Genomic DNA, 15,939 nt, shown 5'->3' on the forward strand with positions numbered 1-15,939 from the left:
AAAGATAGTTCGGACTTTGTCCGAATGGGTGCGCCAGCATCTCCGCTATATCGATACCCTGTCCATCTTCCGCTTGATCGACCGCCAGCACTGTCCTGCCGTGCTGGACCCGAAGCAGCGTCAGGCTGCGTGTCTCAGTCGTTTCAAATCGAGGACGACCCACGAGCCGTCGCGCTTCTCGACCAGCTGATGCTCCTTGAAATAATTGATCTCGCGCTGAACGCTCTGACGGGTCACGTCGAAGATGCTCGCAATGTCGGACTGGGTGAACGGGAAATCGAGCTCGATCGGACGCGAAGGATCGCCCGCGCACCGTTCGGCGAAATCGGCAAACATGCTGGCGACCTGGTATCGCAGCCGTGTCGTTGCGCGAATCTCGCGCGCCGCGAACTGCCGGCTGATGGCCTTGGCGAATTTGCGGCAGAGCGCCTCCGGGATCGCGGGGTGGCTGTTGTAGAGGTCCCAGAAATCCTGCACGCGCAAGATGCGGATCCGGCTTGGGACCATGGCAGTGGACGTGTGATTATACGGGCGCCGCGAGATGATGGCCGTTTCGGCATAGCAATTGCCCGGCACATAGATGGTGATCAGCGCCTCGCTGCCATCTTCGTGCAGACCGCTCAGCCGGACATACCCCGACACGACCTGGAATATACGCGTCGCTTCCTGTCCTGCCTCGGCAATCATTTCGCCCGGCGCCACATCGATTTCGGTCATGCGCGAGAGCACGGCGCTACGGGCCGGATCGGGAAGATCGCCGATCCAGTTCTCGTAGGTAAATATCCTCTGCATCGGTTCCTCTCTCCCGAGGGCCTTGCTACCACCCCGTCGGCCACATGCTATGTAACATAGGTGACATGCCGCGCCGAGCGGCTCGATGCAAAAGGCGCCCGAATCAGGGACCGGCCCAAGCCGGCCATTGGAGGGAGAAGACCTAATGGTATCGACGAAAATCATCATTCTTCGCGCATCGAGCGCGTTGCTTCTGACCATGACGCCGCCTGCGATGGCCCAGGAGGCAGACAAGTCCGAGGCCGGTGAAGCCCGCGCCGGCGAGGGTGCCGGGATCGCCGAAATCATCGTCACCGCGCGTCGCCGCGAGGAATCGCTGCAGAGTGCGCCGATCACCGTGACCGCCTTTTCCGGCGACCAGCTCGAAGAGAAGGGGATTACCGACTTCAGCCGCCTTGCGCAGGCGACGCCGGGCATCAATTTCGACGCGTTCCCGAAGGCCGCGCCGCGTCCTTTCTTTCGCGGTGTCGGCAGCAGCAACCAGGGCGCGGGCGGCGACCCGTCGTCGGTGGCTTTCCTCGACGGCGTCTATCTGGGGCGCGCAGCGATGCTCGGCATCGATTTCTACGACATGGAACGCGTCGAGGTACTGAAAGGACCGCAGGGAACACTCTGGGGCAAGAATGTCGTCGCGGGTTCGGTCAACTTCGTGACCGCGAAGCCCGTCGATTTCACCGAAGCCAATGCGCAGCTGACCTTTGGCGAATATGGCCAGATGAACGGCAATCTGATGCTCAATGCGCCGATCACCAACGGTCTCGCGGCGCGGTTGACGCTCGGCGCGGTGACCAATGACGGGTTCCGCAAGACCTTCGACGGCCGCGCACTCGATGACGAGAATAAGCTGAGCGCGCGCCTCCACGTTCGCGCCGACCTTGGCGCCGATAGCTGGCTGCTGCTCACCGGCGATATCGCGAGCCAGAATCTGTCCGACAGCTCGCGGTTCAACGTGCTGCTCAACCCCTTTACCCCCGGCAAAGGCTATGCCGATTATGACAAGCCGCGCCGCGCCAATCCCGACCGGCTGGGCTTCACCGATTCGACGACGGGCGGCTTGCGCGCCGAGCTGTCGACCGACACGCTCGGCTTCGCCAACTGGACGACGGTCGCGTCGTGGCGCACCCTCGACTATGATTTTTCGAGCGATCTCGACGGGACCGATGCCGCGACCAATGCCTTGATCGGCCTGCCCGTAAGCGGCCTGCAGACATTGGCGAAGGAACGGGCCGATTCCTGGTCGCTCGAAAGCCGCCTCTCATCGCTCCACGACGGGCCGTTCAGCTGGGTGGCCGGGCTGTTCTACAATCGCGACGAGGTTTTTCGCGAACGCGAGACGCAGCAGTCGGCGACGCCGACAACGATCAACCGCTTCTTCGGTCACTCGATCAACGACAGCTATGCGGTCTTCGGCGAAGCGCAATATAAATTCGATTTCGGCCTGCGCCTGTTCGCCGGTGGCCGCTTCACGCAGGAAAAGAAGGTCTATCGGGCGCGGCGCGTGCAGGGGGCGATCGCGGCGCCGATCGTGGGCTACGATACCGAAGCCACGCCCGGCGTCTTCGAAAAGGGGGTTTTCACCTATCGCGTCGGCGCCGACTATCGCTTCAGCGACAATGTCTTCGCTTTCGGGACGGTCTCGACCGGCTTCAAATCGGGTGCATTCCAGGAACAGCCGGGCTCGGCGGTGCTGGCGCGCACGCCAACCTCGCCCGAACGGCTGACCAACTATGAAATCGGGCTGAAGACCGACTGGCTCGACCGCAAGCTGCGCGTCAACGTCTCGGCCTTCTGGATGGACTATCGCGACTTTCAGACGATCAAGGTCGTCCCCGACCTCTCGCAGGGACCGGTCGGGACGCGCGTGACCGTCGATTCCGCCGACGCGACGATCAAGGGAGTCGAGAGCGAATTCGTGGTCCAGCCGACCGACTGGTTCGATGCCACGGTCCGTTACACCTATCTCCATCCCTATTTCACGCGCTTCATCCAGACGGCGGGTTTCGACGCCGCCGGCAACCCGAGCTTCGTCGATGGCGCGGGCAACCGGATGAGCCGCACTCCCAAACATGCGGTCAATGCCACGCTCGGCCTGCAAAGCGCCCGCGATGCTTCATGGGGCTGGCTGCGCGCCGAAGTCACGGCGGACTATCAAAGCGACGCCTTCGAAAATAATATCAACGAATATAAGGAATATCGCAAACCGCGCACGCTGTGGGACGCGAGCCTGACTTATCATCTGGACGACCGCTATTCGGTCCAGCTCTGGGGGCATAATCTGACCGACAAGGTTTATCGTATCTGGCAGACCAACGGCGGCTTTTACCAATATGTCCAATATGGCGCGCCGCGGCAGTTCGGCGTCACGGTCCGGGCCAAATTCCTGTGACCGCCGCCGATCCCGCTTCGATCTGCAAGATCCTCGTCCCCTCGGGCGTGCTCGGGGCGGGCTGTCCCGAGGAAGCGCTCGAACGCGGCGTCTCGCTAGGCCCCGACTGCATTGCCGTCGACGGCGGGTCGACGGACTCCGGTCCCTATTATCTGGGGACTGGGACGTCGAAAATGACGCGGCGCGCGACGAAGCACGACCTCAGGCAGTTGATGCTGGCGCGCGACCGGCTGCAGATTCCCTTGCTTGTCGGGTCGTGCGGCACTTGCGGCACCGACTCCGGGGTCGACTGGATGGCGGATATCGCGCGCGAAATTGCGCGCGAGGAAGGCCTGAGCGCGCGCATTGCGCTCGTCTATTCGGAGCAGCGTCCCGAGGCTTTGCTGCCGCTGCTCGAGGCCGGGAAGATTGCGCCGCTCGATCCGGCATTGCCGCTGACCCGCGAGCGCTTGCTCGAATGCGACCATGTCGTTGGTCTGCTTGGCTATGAACCGCTCGCCGATGCGATCGCGACGGGCGCCGATATCGTCCTGTCGGGTCGTACGACCGACACCGCGGTCCTTTCCGCGGTGCCGCTGATGCGGGGTTTCCCCGCAGGCGCTTCATGGCACGCGGCGAAGACAGCCGAATGCGGGGGGCTTTGCACGGTGCAGACGCGGCAGGGTGGGGTGATGCTCACGATCGACGCCGCCGGTTTCGAAATCGAGCCGCTCCACGCCGCGAACCAGTGCACACCCTATACCGTCTCCGCGCACCTGCTTTACGAGAATTCGGATCCGTTTCGCTTGACCGAGCCTGGCGTCATTCTCGACGCGCGCGATGCCGAATATACCGCGATCGATGCGCGTTCGGTGCGAGTCACGGGCTCGCGCGCCGAGTTCAGGCCCTATACCGTCAAGCTCGAGGGTTCGGGCGGGACAGGGTATAGAACGATGGTCTTCAGTGCGATTGCCGACCCCAAATTGCTCGCGCGTTTCGACGAATGGCTCGGCAATCTCGAAACCTTTTTGCGTATGGGCATTGCCAATGTCCTTGAAATCGGCGGCGAAGATTATGCGCTCGAATTCCGGCCCTATGGCCATGGAGCCCTCATCCCCCCGGCACCCGCGACGCCGCCGCATGAAGTCGGTCTCATGACCCTCGTGTCAGCGGTAACGCAGGAACTCGCGACCGAGATCGCACGCTATTGCAATCCCGTTCTGCTCCATTTTCCGCTGAACCTCGACGACCCGCTTCCGAGTTTCGCCTTTCCCTTTTCGCCCGCCGAGGTCGAACTCGGCCGTCAGTTTGAGTTCAAGCTCAACCATGTCGCGCACCTTGACGAGCCGGGTCAGCTGTCGCGCACGGTGATCGAAACGATAGGGGAGGCAGCGCATGGCTAAGCTTGGCGAGATTGCGAAATATGTTCGCTCGAAAAATGCCGGCCCCTTCTGGGTCACGATCGATATTTTCTGCACCGACGCCGAAGATTTCGAGCGCGTTGCGAACGCGCCCGGATTGGCGCCGCGAGCCATCGCCGGGCTTTACGGCCTCTCGGAGAACGAGATCCGCCAATTCCGCGTGCCGTCGCTTCATGTGCTGAAGATCAGCTTTCCGCGGCCGACCGCACAGGGGTCGCCGGGCGATGCGGACTCGCATGCGGGCCAATTGTTCGTGCCCCTGCTCTCCGTCGAGATTGATCGGGAGTTATGATCATGTCGCCAGCAATTCTCGGCTTCTCGATGGTGACCGTCTTCATGATCCTCGTCATGACGCGGCGGATGACGGCGGTTCCGGCTCTGGTTTTCGTTCCGCTGGTCTTTTCGATCCTCTCGGGACACGGGTTCGAGACGGGATCGATGATGATGAAGGGTGTCACTCAAGTCTCGACGACCGCGGTGATGCTGATCTTCGCCATCCTCTATTTCGGAATCATGATCGATGCCGGGCTCTTCCAGCCGCTCGTCAATCGCGTCATCGCGTGGGTCGGCAATGATCCGGCGCGCGCGACGGTCGGGCATGCCACGCTGGCCAGCGCCGTAGGGCTCGACGGCGACGGCACGACCACGGCTCTGGTCGGCGTGTCGTCGATGTTGCCTGTCTACAAGCGGCTCGGCATCGACGTCATGATTTTTGCGGTGATCGGCAGCCTGTCCTTCATCATCATGAACATGAGCCCCTGGGGCGGTCCCGCCGCGCGCGTCGCGGCATCGCTGCACGTCGACCCGTCTGCGCTCTTCGTACCGATGCTGCCTGTCGCGGCGACGGGTCTCGTCTTTGTCTTCCTGCTCGCTTGGTGGTTCGGCCGCCGCGAGCGCGCGCGGATCGGCGCGATTGGTACTGCGGGGGTGGTGCCGGTCGACGAGACACTGGACGCGAACCGCATCGCGGAGATTTTTCAGGCCGACCCTGCCGCCCTGCGGCCGCGGCTGATCTGGTTCAACCTCGCGCTGACACTGAGCCTCATGATCCTTGTGGTGGGCCGGTTCGCCCCGCTGCCGATCCTGTTCATGGGCGGGCTCGCCGCCGCGCTGATCGTCAATTATCCCAGGCTTGCCGACCAGCGCGCCCGGCTCACCGCGCACTCCGGCAACGCCCTCAGCGTCGGCGTGATGGTGCTGGCGGCCGGGGCTTTTACCGGCGTGATGGCCGGCACGGGAATGATAGACGGCATGGCCAAATCGATCATCGCGATCCTTCCCCCCGCCGTTGGCCCTTATCTCGCGGTTATCACGGCGCTGATTTCGATCCCGATGAACTTCTTTCTGTCGAGCGACGCCTTCTATTTCGGTGTCGTGCCCGTGCTGGCCGAAACGGCAGGTCATTACGGCATTTCCGCCGAGGAAATCGGTCGCGCGTCGTTGCTCGGCCAGCCTGTCCATTCGCTGAGCCCGCTGGTCGCTGCCGTGTATCTGAAATGCGCGCTGCTGGGGATCGAGCTTGGAGATCTACAGCGCTTCGCATGGAAATATGCGCTCATGCTTTGTTTTGTGCTGATTGCGGCGGCTCTCGTCTTCGGCGTCATTCCGCTCGCAGCCTAGGGCCGCGCGGCGAAGATTGTCCTTCGATTGCCGATGGAGCGGCGGCCCGTCCTATTTCCGTTGCCGCCGCCATGGAGAAATGTCCGGTCAGGCCGGAAGCGGCCAGCCGCTACCGGCCGGATGTCGACGACCGGACTCTGGTGATGCCATTGGATCAGAATGCATATTTTAATGTCACCCGGCCATTTCGCGGTTCACCATAGACGAAGCCCGGGAACCAGACATTGCCGCTGTAGAAACGCTTGTCGAAGAGATTGTCGACATTGACCTGCAAAGACAATTGCTCGTTCAGCGCATAGCGCGCCATGATATTGGCAATGGCATAGGCGGGCTGGCCGATCGGGGTCTTGTCGACGGCCACCGTGCCAGGATTGTCTGCCGTGACCGGTGGCCTGCTTTCCCATTTGAACGCGCCGCCCAGGCTGAGCCCGTCGAGCGCGCCGGTAAAATCATATTTGGTCGCGAAGTTGAACACGCGGCGCGGCTGATGCGCGAGGACATGCGCGCCATCGGCATCCTTTGCGCGATAGTCGCTCCAGCCGGCGCTGATGTCCCATTGGGGGGTGATCTTGCCGACGATCTCCAGTTCATAGCCCTTGGCGACAGCGCCCTTCGCGCCGCGATAGGCTGGTGTCGCCGTGCCCGGCACAAGATATCCGGCGTCGGGAACGCCCAGATTATCCTGTTCGATGCGGTATATGGAGGCTGTGGCGAGCAGTTTGCCGTCGAGCAGCAGCGCTTTCAGTCCGGCCTCGTAGCTGTTCCCCTCGACCGGGTCGAGAAAGTCGCCGTTGCGGTCGCGGAAATTGGTCTGCGGCTTGAAGATGCTGGTATAGCTCGCATAGGCGGACAGATTGTCGGTGAAGTTGTAGATGAGCCCGGCATAAGGCGTGAACACGCCCTTCGAACTGACGCTATAGTCCGGAATTGCCGCCGTCGCGCCAAGCTCGTTGCGCTTGGTATAGCTGAGGCGGCCGCCGCCGATCAGCTTCAGCCCGCGTGTCAGGCTGATCCGGGTCGAGGCATAGACCGCCGCCTGCGTGGTATTGCCGTGATCGGATATGTAGCGATCGCCCCACTCGGGGTCGGCGATTTGCGTGCCGTCGAAGCTGTTGAAATCGGTCATCGGGTCGATCGAAACGGGGGTCCGGTTGGTCCAGCCGCCGTTGATGCGGCTCGCCATCGCGCCCACGGCGAGGTCATGCTCGCCGCCGAGCAGGGTGAAGGGGCCGTTGACCAGGATGCTGCCGTGCCATTGTTCGGGGTTGGCCTTGAACCAATAGCCAGTGGTGCCCATTCCCGCGCCGGTCACGCGGTCGGGCAGGCCTTCGAGCCACAGCAGCTTCGAATTTTCGAGCCCCTTGTGATAACCGACGTCGGCGCGAATGTTCCAGTTTCCGCCCAGGTCGTGGTTCAGCGTGGCAAAGGCCGAAATTTCGGTGGTGTTCCAATGACCCCAATCGGTGCCCGTGGTCTTGGAGCGCGGCCAGTCGGTCTGCGTTCCGTCGCTGTACCAATAGGGCAGCTGCGCCCACATGATTCCGTCGCGTTCGTCGCGCTGATAGCTCGCGCCGAACGACAGGGTGGTGCGCTCGCCAAGGTCTGCGTCGATCACGCCATAGAGGAGGAGGCCCTTCCTTTCCTCCAGATCGACGAAACTGTCCTGCTTGCTGGCCTGGGCGACCACGCGGGCGCGCACCGTCCCTGCGGCGTTGAGCGGCGATTGAATGTCGAGCGTCGCGGCGAAGCGGTCCCACGATCCGGCCTCGAGGCTGATGTTGCCGGTGAATTCGCGCTCGGTCGCATGTTTGCGGATCAGGTTGACGACCGCCGACGGATCGCCGGAACCCTGCATCAGGCCGGCGGCGCCGCGCACCAGATCGACGCGTTCATATTGCGCGGTGCTGGTCTCGCCAAAGCCGACATTGCCGTTGACGAACGGCGCGCCGTCGAGCTGGAAATTCTGAACCTCGAAACCGCGTGCGGTGATCGCGCTGCGGCCGCGGTCGACGTCCTTTTTGGAAATGCCGACGGTAAAGTCGAGCGCGTCGTTGATCGTGTTAAATGCCTGATCCTGCATCTGCTGCTGCGTGATGACGCTGATCGTCTGCGGCGTTTCGAGCGGAGAGAGGCGAAGTCCGGTTGCGGCGGTGGGCTGGTCGGTACGGCCATAGCCGGTCACCACAATGGCATCTTCCGTGCCGTCGTCCGACGATAACGGTCGCTCTGCCTGCTGCGCATGGAGCAAGGCCGGCGCACACAGCCAAGCCGATCCGGTCAGCAGCAAACGAAATGAACGGCGCATCATTTTCCCCTTTTTGTGGATCGTCCCGGATCCGGTGAAGGGCCAGTAATGCGACTAACTCGCATTTGCAAGATATGCGGAGACCCGTCTTTCGTTTTGACCGAAGTGCGATGCAGGGCCTGTCGCAGCCACAAAACGCCCTTGAAGGGGCAATAGTTATTGCAAATAAGTCGCAATAGGTAATAGGGGGCCGATGCCGATCATCTGGTCGCGGCCGTTCCCGCGCATATTTCTGATCCTGCGTATAACGGCCCGTTTGCTGCTGGCGTCGGTCGGCGGCTATGCCGTGGCCGTCGCGCTGGCCTTTGTCCTCGCGCGCGGATTGCCGATGCCGCGAGCCGAGGCGACGGTCACGGCCTCGCTTGCCGCCATTCTTGCGATGCCCGCCGCGGCGATCTGGGTTTATTCCGTGCCGCGGCTTTGGCAGGCGGCGGCAGGCATCGCGGGACTTGCGGCGCTGTTCGGCGGGATCGCGGCGCTCATCGGACAGCCGGGATGAGGCAGGGGTTCCGCCAATCGATGGCCGGGCTGCACAGCTGGTCCGGGCTGATCCTGGGATGGTTGATGTTCGCGATCGTGCTCAGCGGTACGGCGACCATATTCCGGTCCGAAATCAGCGGCTGGATGCGGCCGGAAATTGCCCGCGCGGCGCCCCCCGACGCCGCGATCGAGGCCGCCGTCGGCTGGCTCCGCACGCATCATCCCAAAGCGGCCGGCTGGTATCTGACGGCTCCCGACGACCGGATCCTGACGACGCAGGCGGTGTTCGACGATCCGGCGGCGCCGCTCGGCTATCGCGATATCGCGCTTGACCCGGTCAGCGGCCGCCCCGATGTGGCGCGCGAGACGCTGGGCGGCGAATTCCTCTATCGCTTTCACTTCGATCTGCAGCTGCCTTATCCTTGGGGCCGCCTCCTCGCTTCGGCGGCGGCGATGCTGATGTTGATCGCGATCATCAGCGGCATTCTGACGCACAAGCGGATCTTCAAGGATTATTTCACGTTCCGGGCGGGGAAGGGCAAACGCAGCTGGCTCGATGCGCACAATGTTCTGGGCGTGCTGGCGTTGCCCTTCCATCTGATGATCACCGTCACTGGCATCGTTACGGTGCTGACGCTTGCCATGCCATGGGGCACCGTTGCGAGTTACGGCGACGATCTGAAGACGGCCTTTGCCGAAGCGTCTCCGGGTCTGGTGAGCCGCGATGCGGCGGGCCGTCCGGCGCCGCTGGCCCCGATCGGGCCGATGCTCGCCGCGGCGCAGCGGCAATTTGGCGATGGGCGCGTCGGGCGGGTCAGCATCGCCAATCCGGGCGACGCGCATGCGATCGTGACCATCGGCAATCATGATGGCGATCAACTGGCTTATGCGGCGAAGACGGTGACGTTCGACGGTTCGACCGGCCGCCTCATCGGTCGCTACACAGAAGCGCGGCCGGCGCGGCAAACCTATGATGTGCTCTATGGCCTCCATATGGGACGGTTCGCGCCGCAGCTGAGCCGCTGGCTCTATTTCCTGTGCGGCCTCGCGCTCGCGGCGACGATTGCGACGGGGCTCGTCCTCTGGGTCCGGTCGCGGTCGCAGGCGCGGGGAGTGGGCCCGTGGCTTGCCGCCCGATTGAATGTCGGCGCCGTGACGGGGGTACCGATCGCGATCCTGTCCTTTCTCTATGCCAACCGCTTGCTGCCGATACAGATGTCGGGCCGCGCCGAAGCCGAGGTGAGCGCCTTTTTCTGGGCGTGGGGCGCGGCGCTGCTCTTTGCCATATTGCGTCCGCCGCAGCGCGCGTGGCGCGAAGCCTTTGCGTTCATGGCGCTGAGCGCCGCCGCGCTGCCGTTCCTGTCGTTCGGGCTGACCGGACGCGGGTTATGGGCCGCCGTGGCCGCGCAAGACTGGCTCTTCACCGGCTTTGATCTGATATTGTTCGCTTTGGCGGCGTTCGCGTTGACGATCGCGCGAAAGGCGCGCGCGACGCCGGCGGACAGCTTGCCGGCGCGCCGTCGCCGATCGGTTCAGCCATGAATGCCTTCGCCGTGCTGCCTTTGGCTTTTGGCGGCTTGTCGCTGATCAGCCTGTCGATGCGGCGTCACGCGCGCGATGCAGGCTTGACAAGCGAGCCGCGCTGGCTGCGCGCCCTGGGCTGGGGCGTGATATCGCTGTCGCTGGTCGTGGCGCTCGCGGCGTCCAATTGGCGATTTGCACTCGTCGAATGGATCGGCCTTGCCGCCCTCGCGGCCGCCCTCGTCGTGATGCTCCTTCACCTTGTTCCACGCGCTTTGCCGCGTTTGGCAATCGGCGGCAGCGTGATCGGAGGCTTCGCCGGGCTTTTGCAGCTGTTGCAATAGGGTTTGGTAGGTGGTGCGGGTTTATGCACCGGCGCGCAGATGGATGCGTGCATTGCACCGAGGCGAGGCTTTGGGTTGAAGCCGAGCATCCCCCTTCCGTTCGCCCCGGGTCGCAGGAGGCTCGCTACGCGCGCGGGGGAGGCCGGGAGGCGCTGCACAATTTGCGCAGGCGATGTTGCATTTGGGCGGCGGCCGTAAAATATAGGGGCATGGCCAGGCGGACCGATTATCATCTGTTTGAAACAGCCGCGGGCTTCGTCGCGCTGGGCTGGAACGACGCCGGGATTTCGGCTTTGCGGCTGCCTGCCGCAAGCGAGCAGGAGGCTGCGCGCGCGTTGCTCCGCCGCTTTCCCGACGCGGAGCGAAGCGCGCCGCCGCCGCGGGTCAGGGACGTGATCGATGCCGTCGTTCGCTATTTTGCCGGCGAGAGAATCGACTTCAACGCAACGCCGGTCGACCTGGGCGAGCAGGAGCCCTTTTTCGAGCAAGTCTATGCGTTCGTGCGCAAGCTCGACTGGGGCGAGACGACGACCTATGGCGCGGTTGCCAGGGCGCTGGGCGCCGGTCCCGAATATGCCCGCGACGTCGGGCAGGCGATGGCGAATAATCCGGTTCCGCTGATCGTGCCGTGCCACCGCGTGACGGGAGCGGGCGGCAAGATCGGCGGCTTTTCGGCGCCCGGCGGGTCGATGTCGAAAGCGCGCATGCTCGAACTCGAAGGCGTGGTGATTGATGCAGCGCCAGCGCCCAGGGCCGAAGACAAGGCGCAGGCGCGTTTCGATTTCTGAGCAGGCCAAAGACCGTTGGATATGCCGCGGCTATGCTTTAATCTGCCGCGATGGCTGACGACAAACCCCGGTACAAAACATATGGCAGCCCCGCCGGCGGCTGGGGTGCGGCGGCGGCGACGGCAAAGGTGCTGCTCGAGCAAAGCGTCGTCACCAAGGGGTCGCGCGCGCTCCTGTCGATGAACCAGCCGGGCGGCTTCAAATGCCCGAGCTGCGCCTTTCCCGACGCGGCGTGCACCAAGAAGCTCGAATTTTGCGAAAATGGGGCGAAGGCGCTCGCGCACGAGGCGACGAAGTTTCGCGTCACCCGCGAATTTTTCGCGCAGCACAGCGTTTCCGAGCTGATGGAGCAGTCGGATTACTGGCTCGAAATGCAGGGCAGGCTGACCGAGCCGATGCGCTACGATGCTGCGACCGACCATTATGTGCCGGTCAGCTGGGACGATGCCTTTGCCCTGATCGGCCGACATTTGCGCGCGCTGGACAGCCCGGATCACGCCGAATTCTACACCTCGGGCCGCACCGCGAACGAGACGGCGTTCCTCTATTCGATTTTCGTGCGCGAGTATGGGACGAACAATTTCCCCGATTGTTCGAACATGTGCCACGAACCGACGAGCCGCGGCCTGCCGCCCGCGATCGGCATCGGCAAGGGGACGGTGATCCTCGAGGATTTCGACCATGCCGAGGCGATTTTCCTGATCGGTCACAACGCCGGCACCAACGCGCCGCGGATGATGACCCCGCTGGTCGAGGCGCGAAAGCGCGGGGTGCCGATCGTCGCGGTCAATCCGATGCCCGAACGCGCGCTGATCAAATTCACCGAGCCGCAGGACATCGTCCAGATGGCGACCTTCGGCTCGACCGAGATCAGCAGCGAATTTGTCCACATCAAGATCGGTGGCGATCTCGCGCTCTTGAAGGGCATGATGAAGGTCATGTTCGAACGCGAGGCGGCGGGCGAAACCGTCTTCGACCACGATTTCATCGCCGAACATACCGAAGGCTTCGCCGCGCTGCAGGCCGATATTGCGGCGCAGGACTGGCCCGAAATCGTTGCCGCTTCGGGGCTCGATGAAGCCCAGATCCGCCGCTGCGCCGAAATCTATATCCGCTCGAACGCCACGATCATCTGCTACGGCATGGGGGTGACCCAGCATCAGCAGGGATCGCAGCTCGTCCAGCAGATCGCGAATATCCTGCTCCTCAAGGGCAATTACGGCAAACCCGGCGCGGGCATCTCGCCGATCCGCGGCCATTCGAACGTGCAGGGCGACCGCACCGTCGGCATCGACGAGAAACCGAGCCAGGCCTATCTCGACAAGGTGCGCGACGTCTTCGGCTTCGAACCGCCGCGCGCGCATGGCCATCACTCGGTCGAATCGGTCGAGGCGATGATGGCGGGCACGGCGAAGGTCTTCATCGGCCTCGGCGGCAATTTCGTCCGCGCCATTTCGGATACCGATCGCTCGTACGACGCGATGCGGGGGCTCAACCTGACCGTCGGCATCGCGACCAAGCTCAACCGCGGGCATCTCGTCCATGGCAAGGACGCGCTGATCCTGCCGGTCATCGCGCGCTCCGAACGGATCGAGACCGCGGCGGGCGAACAGTTCGTCACGATCGAGGATTCGATGTCGAACGTCACCGCGTCGCGCGGCGTCCTCGAACCGGCGAGCGAACATCTGCTGACCGAGACCGAGATCGTCTGCCGCATGGCGATCGCGACGCTGCCCGACAGCAAGACCGGTTGGGCCAGCTATATCGACGACTACAGCCTGATCCGCGACAAGATTGCCGCAGTCTATCCTGCGATCTACAGCGATTTTTCGCAGCGTATCAAGGCGCCGATGGGCTTCCACCTCGACATCCCGCCGCGCCGCCGCGCGTGGGCGACCCCGAACGGCAAGGCCAATTTCCTGATCCTGCCGGGGCTCGCGGTGAACGCGCCGGTCGCCGATCCCGACATGCTGCGGCTTGCCACCGTCCGCTCGCACGATCAGTTCAACACGACGATCTACAGCTATAACGATCGCTATCGCGGCGTGTACAACGACCGGATGATCCTGTTTATGAACGCCGACGATATCGCGGCGCGCGGGCTCGAGGCCGGTACGAAAGTCGCGCTCGAAACGATCAGCGACGATGGCGCCCACCGCCGCGTCGAGGGGCTGACGATCATCGACTATCCGATGTCGCGCGGCTCGGTCGCGGGCTATTATCCCGAACTCAACCCGCTGCTGCCGCTCGCCCATTATGACAAGACCAGCGGCTGTCCTGCCGCCAAGTCGATCCCGGTGCGCGTCGTCGCCGCATGACAGCGCGTCGGTCCGTCGCCGTCGGCCAGCGCATCGCCCCCGCGCGCTTCCTGATCTTTGCCGCCGCGCTGGTCGCCGTTGGCGGCGGTGCAGCGGCGCTCGGCTGCGATCCCCGCACCGCGCTGCTGATCGGCTTCGACCTCGCGGCGTTCATCTTCCTTTGCTCGATCGTGCCGTTGCTCTCGGCCGATCCCGGCCGGATGCGGCGCACCGCCGAAGCGAATGACGCCAACCGCGCCGGCCTGCTCGCGATCACCGTGCTGCTGTCGCTCGTTGTCCTGTTCGCGGTCGGGACGCTGATCGCCAGCCCGGGCAAGCTCGACCGCGCCGATATCGTGCTGATCGTCGCGACGCTCGCGCTCGCATGGCTGTTCGCGAACATGGTGTTCACGCTCCATTATGCGCATCTCTATTATCTGCAGGCGCGCGGCCATGATCGGGGCGGGATCGAGGTGCCGGGGGTCAAGGAGCCCGGATATTGGGACTTCCTTTATTTCAGCTTCACGCTGGGCATGACCTTTCAGACGTCGGACGTGACGATATCGGGCGCGCATATGCGCCGCGTCGTGCTCGGCCACTGCATGGCGGCGTTCGTCTTCAATATGGGCATATTGGCGTTCACCGTGAACGCCATCGGCGGGTCATAGGCTCGCCAGTCGCTCCAGATCGGTAAGGCTGTTGATATTCGGCGGGACAAAGTCGCTCGCGACCGGCCGCGCACCGATCCGCCGGGCATAGGCCCGCACGGCAAGGTCGCGCCCATCCTCCAGCGTCGTCCGTAGCTCGCCCAGCGCCGACACCGGCCACAGCCCGATCACCGGCTGCGTTTCCAGAACGGCGGGCGCCGGTTCGAGCAAAGCGCGAAGATCGGCGGGCAGGCGGATACAATCTACGGGCGCTGTCAGCAGCTGATCATACCCCCGATCCGCCGCGCGGATCAGCGCGCCCGCGATGCCGCCAAGCGGCCCCATATCGGCGCGCGGCCAGTCGGCGACCTTCTCCCTGCCGACGACGATCACCGCATCGCAATGCGGAGTCAGTGCCGTCAGCGCATGGTCGAGCAAGCTCCGCCCATCGAGCATCGCCAGCGCCTTGTCCGACCCGAAGCGGCTCGACCGCCCGCCCGCGAGCACCGCGCCGAGCGTCCTCATCCGATCATTCCGTGCGGATCGCTCACGACCAGCGCCGAATCCGCACGCGCCAGCGTCACCAGCGTCAGCCCCGCCGTCGCCGCCCGCTCGGCGGCAAGGCTGGTTGGCGCCGAAATCGTGACGAGCATCGGGCAGCCCGCGCGCACCGTCTTTTCGACGAGCTCGTAACTGCACCGCGCCGACAGCAGGATAAAGCCCGCCCCGGGATCGATGTCCGCGCGCGCCAGCGCCCCGACCAGCTTGTCGAGCGCATTGTGCCGGCCAACGTCTTCGCGAGCATGAAGGATTTCGCCCCCCGGCGAACAGAAAGCGGCGGCATGCACCGCGCCCGTCGCGCGCCCGAGCGGCTGGTGATCGCTGAGCGCCGCGAGCGCCGCCGCGATGGCGCCGCGGTCGGTCCCGATGCGCGCGGTTACCGGCGGCAACGGCCGCAGCACCTGCTCGATATTCTCGATCCCGCACAGCCCGCAGCTGCTCTCGCTGACGCGCGTGCGCGCACGTTCGAGCGCGATATCGTTGCGCTCGGGCGGCAACCAGATGCGCAGTGCCCAGCCGCCCTCGATCGGCTGCGCGTCGATGCGCCCGATCTGATCGGCCGTCTCAACCAGCCCCTCGCCCAGCGCAAAGCCGACGGCATAATCGTCGAGATCGGCCGGCGTCGCCATCATCACCGCATAGCCGATCCCGCCGACTTCGATCGACACCGGCGTTTCGATGGCGATGCTGCGGGTCAGCTCCGCATCGCCGGGCTCGCCGAGGCCCAGCCGCCGGACCGGAAGGTCGATCATCGCGTCGTTCATGGTTGCATGATAGCCCATCGGCATGAGTTTGTCT

The 15,939-nt window shown here is 64.1% G+C and carries 14 protein-coding genes; 10 read left to right on the plus strand and 4 right to left on the minus strand.

What is annotated here, in order from left to right:
• Window positions 1-120 precede the first annotated feature (120 nt).
• A complete protein-coding gene (locus AC07NV_RS13430; protein ID WP_495166865.1) occupies window positions 121-792 on the minus strand; it encodes a Crp/Fnr family transcriptional regulator in 672 nt (223 codons plus the stop codon).
• A 145-nt stretch (window positions 793-937) separates the two neighbouring features.
• Here AC07NV_RS13430 and AC07NV_RS13435 point away from each other — a divergent pair, with 145 nt between their 5' ends.
• From AC07NV_RS13435 to AC07NV_RS13450, 4 genes are read left to right on the plus strand one after another with little or no spacing between them, the layout of a single operon-like run.
• The gene (locus AC07NV_RS13435) at window positions 938-3,178 is read left to right on the plus strand and encodes a TonB-dependent receptor (RefSeq protein WP_495166866.1); all 2,241 of its coding nucleotides are present in this window, start codon (window positions 938-940) and stop codon (window positions 3,176-3,178) included.
• Window positions 3,175-4,560 carry an acyclic terpene utilization AtuA family protein gene (locus tag AC07NV_RS13440; RefSeq protein ID WP_495166867.1) on the plus strand — a complete coding sequence of 462 codons (1,386 nt, stop codon included), beginning with the start codon at window positions 3,175-3,177 and terminating at the stop codon, window positions 4,558-4,560. The genes AC07NV_RS13435 and AC07NV_RS13440 overlap by 4 nt, the downstream gene beginning before the upstream one ends.
• Entirely contained in the window at window positions 4,553-4,870 is a 318-nt protein-coding gene (locus AC07NV_RS13445; protein ID WP_495166868.1) for a DUF4387 domain-containing protein, read from the plus strand. The genes AC07NV_RS13440 and AC07NV_RS13445 overlap by 8 nt, the downstream gene beginning before the upstream one ends.
• Before the next feature lie 2 nt (window positions 4,871-4,872).
• The gene (locus AC07NV_RS13450; RefSeq protein WP_495166869.1) at window positions 4,873-6,198 is read left to right on the plus strand and encodes a CitMHS family transporter; all 1,326 of its coding nucleotides are present in this window, start codon (window positions 4,873-4,875) and stop codon (window positions 6,196-6,198) included.
• A gap of 154 nt (window positions 6,199-6,352) precedes the next feature.
• Here AC07NV_RS13450 and AC07NV_RS13455 read toward each other — a convergent pair whose 3' ends face one another.
• A complete protein-coding gene (locus AC07NV_RS13455; protein ID WP_495166870.1) occupies window positions 6,353-8,503 on the minus strand; it encodes a TonB-dependent siderophore receptor in 2,151 nt (716 codons plus the stop codon).
• 193 nt (window positions 8,504-8,696) lie between these two features.
• On the opposite strand from AC07NV_RS13455, the gene AC07NV_RS13460 reads away from it, so the two are divergent.
• The 6 genes from AC07NV_RS13460 (at window position 8,697) to AC07NV_RS13485 (ending at window position 14,601) form a co-directional block, all read left to right on the plus strand.
• The gene (locus AC07NV_RS13460; RefSeq protein WP_495166871.1) at window positions 8,697-9,002 is read left to right on the plus strand and encodes an iron transporter; all 306 of its coding nucleotides are present in this window, start codon (window positions 8,697-8,699) and stop codon (window positions 9,000-9,002) included.
• Window positions 8,999-10,525 carry a PepSY-associated TM helix domain-containing protein gene (locus tag AC07NV_RS13465; RefSeq protein ID WP_495166872.1) on the plus strand — a complete coding sequence of 509 codons (1,527 nt, stop codon included), beginning with the start codon at window positions 8,999-9,001 and terminating at the stop codon, window positions 10,523-10,525. The genes AC07NV_RS13460 and AC07NV_RS13465 overlap by 4 nt, the downstream gene beginning before the upstream one ends.
• On the plus strand, window positions 10,522-10,848 hold the full coding sequence (locus AC07NV_RS13470) for a DUF3325 domain-containing protein (RefSeq protein WP_495166873.1): 327 nt from the start codon (window positions 10,522-10,524) through the stop codon (window positions 10,846-10,848). The genes AC07NV_RS13465 and AC07NV_RS13470 overlap by 4 nt, the downstream gene beginning before the upstream one ends.
• A gap of 209 nt (window positions 10,849-11,057) precedes the next feature.
• Window positions 11,058-11,636: a methylated-DNA--[protein]-cysteine S-methyltransferase gene (locus AC07NV_RS13475; protein WP_495166874.1), complete on the plus strand. Its 579-nt coding sequence runs from the start codon at window positions 11,058-11,060 to the stop codon at window positions 11,634-11,636.
• Between the two features lie 50 nt (window positions 11,637-11,686).
• The gene (locus AC07NV_RS13480; RefSeq protein WP_495166875.1) at window positions 11,687-13,954 is read left to right on the plus strand and encodes an FdhF/YdeP family oxidoreductase; all 2,268 of its coding nucleotides are present in this window, start codon (window positions 11,687-11,689) and stop codon (window positions 13,952-13,954) included.
• Window positions 13,951-14,601 (plus strand): DUF1345 domain-containing protein, encoded by a 651-nt coding sequence (locus tag AC07NV_RS13485; RefSeq protein WP_495166876.1) that lies wholly within the window; start codon window positions 13,951-13,953, stop codon window positions 14,599-14,601. The genes AC07NV_RS13480 and AC07NV_RS13485 overlap by 4 nt, the downstream gene beginning before the upstream one ends.
• Here the strand turns inward: AC07NV_RS13485 and mobA are convergent.
• Both mobA and fdhD read right to left on the minus strand, forming a co-directional pair.
• Window positions 14,596-15,105, minus strand: a complete 510-nt coding sequence (gene mobA, locus AC07NV_RS13490) for a molybdenum cofactor guanylyltransferase (protein WP_495166877.1) — start codon at window positions 15,103-15,105, stop codon at window positions 14,596-14,598. The genes AC07NV_RS13485 and mobA overlap by 6 nt on opposite strands.
• Entirely contained in the window at window positions 15,102-15,905 is an 804-nt protein-coding gene (gene fdhD / locus AC07NV_RS13495; protein ID WP_495166878.1) for a formate dehydrogenase accessory sulfurtransferase FdhD, read from the minus strand. The genes mobA and fdhD overlap by 4 nt, the downstream gene beginning before the upstream one ends.
• Window positions 15,906-15,939: the final 34 nt, after the last annotated feature.

The organism is Sphingopyxis sp. GW821-FHT10B01, assembly GCF_059415685.1.

Coding starts and splice junctions, on each gene's coding strand:
- AC07NV_RS13455 (WP_495166870.1), bottom strand. CDS start 8,503: ATGCGCCGTTCATTTCGTTTGCTGCTGACCGGATCGGCTTGGCTGTGT.
- AC07NV_RS13430 (WP_495166865.1), bottom strand. CDS start 792: ATGCAGAGGATATTTACCTACGAGAACTGGATCGGCGATCTTCCCGAT.
- AC07NV_RS13445 (WP_495166868.1), top strand. CDS start 4,553: ATGGCTAAGCTTGGCGAGATTGCGAAATATGTTCGCTCGAAAAATGCC.
- AC07NV_RS13450 (WP_495166869.1), top strand. CDS start 4,873: ATGTCGCCAGCAATTCTCGGCTTCTCGATGGTGACCGTCTTCATGATC.
- fdhD (WP_495166878.1), bottom strand. CDS start 15,905: ATGAACGACGCGATGATCGACCTTCCGGTCCGGCGGCTGGGCCTCGGC.
- AC07NV_RS13485 (WP_495166876.1), top strand. CDS start 13,951: ATGACAGCGCGTCGGTCCGTCGCCGTCGGCCAGCGCATCGCCCCCGCG.
- AC07NV_RS13435 (WP_495166866.1), top strand. CDS start 938: ATGGTATCGACGAAAATCATCATTCTTCGCGCATCGAGCGCGTTGCTT.
- mobA (WP_495166877.1), bottom strand. CDS start 15,105: ATGAGGACGCTCGGCGCGGTGCTCGCGGGCGGGCGGTCGAGCCGCTTC.
- AC07NV_RS13480 (WP_495166875.1), top strand. CDS start 11,687: ATGGCTGACGACAAACCCCGGTACAAAACATATGGCAGCCCCGCCGGC.
- AC07NV_RS13465 (WP_495166872.1), top strand. CDS start 8,999: ATGAGGCAGGGGTTCCGCCAATCGATGGCCGGGCTGCACAGCTGGTCC.
- AC07NV_RS13460 (WP_495166871.1), top strand. CDS start 8,697: ATGCCGATCATCTGGTCGCGGCCGTTCCCGCGCATATTTCTGATCCTG.
- AC07NV_RS13470 (WP_495166873.1), top strand. CDS start 10,522: ATGAATGCCTTCGCCGTGCTGCCTTTGGCTTTTGGCGGCTTGTCGCTG.
- AC07NV_RS13475 (WP_495166874.1), top strand. CDS start 11,058: ATGGCCAGGCGGACCGATTATCATCTGTTTGAAACAGCCGCGGGCTTC.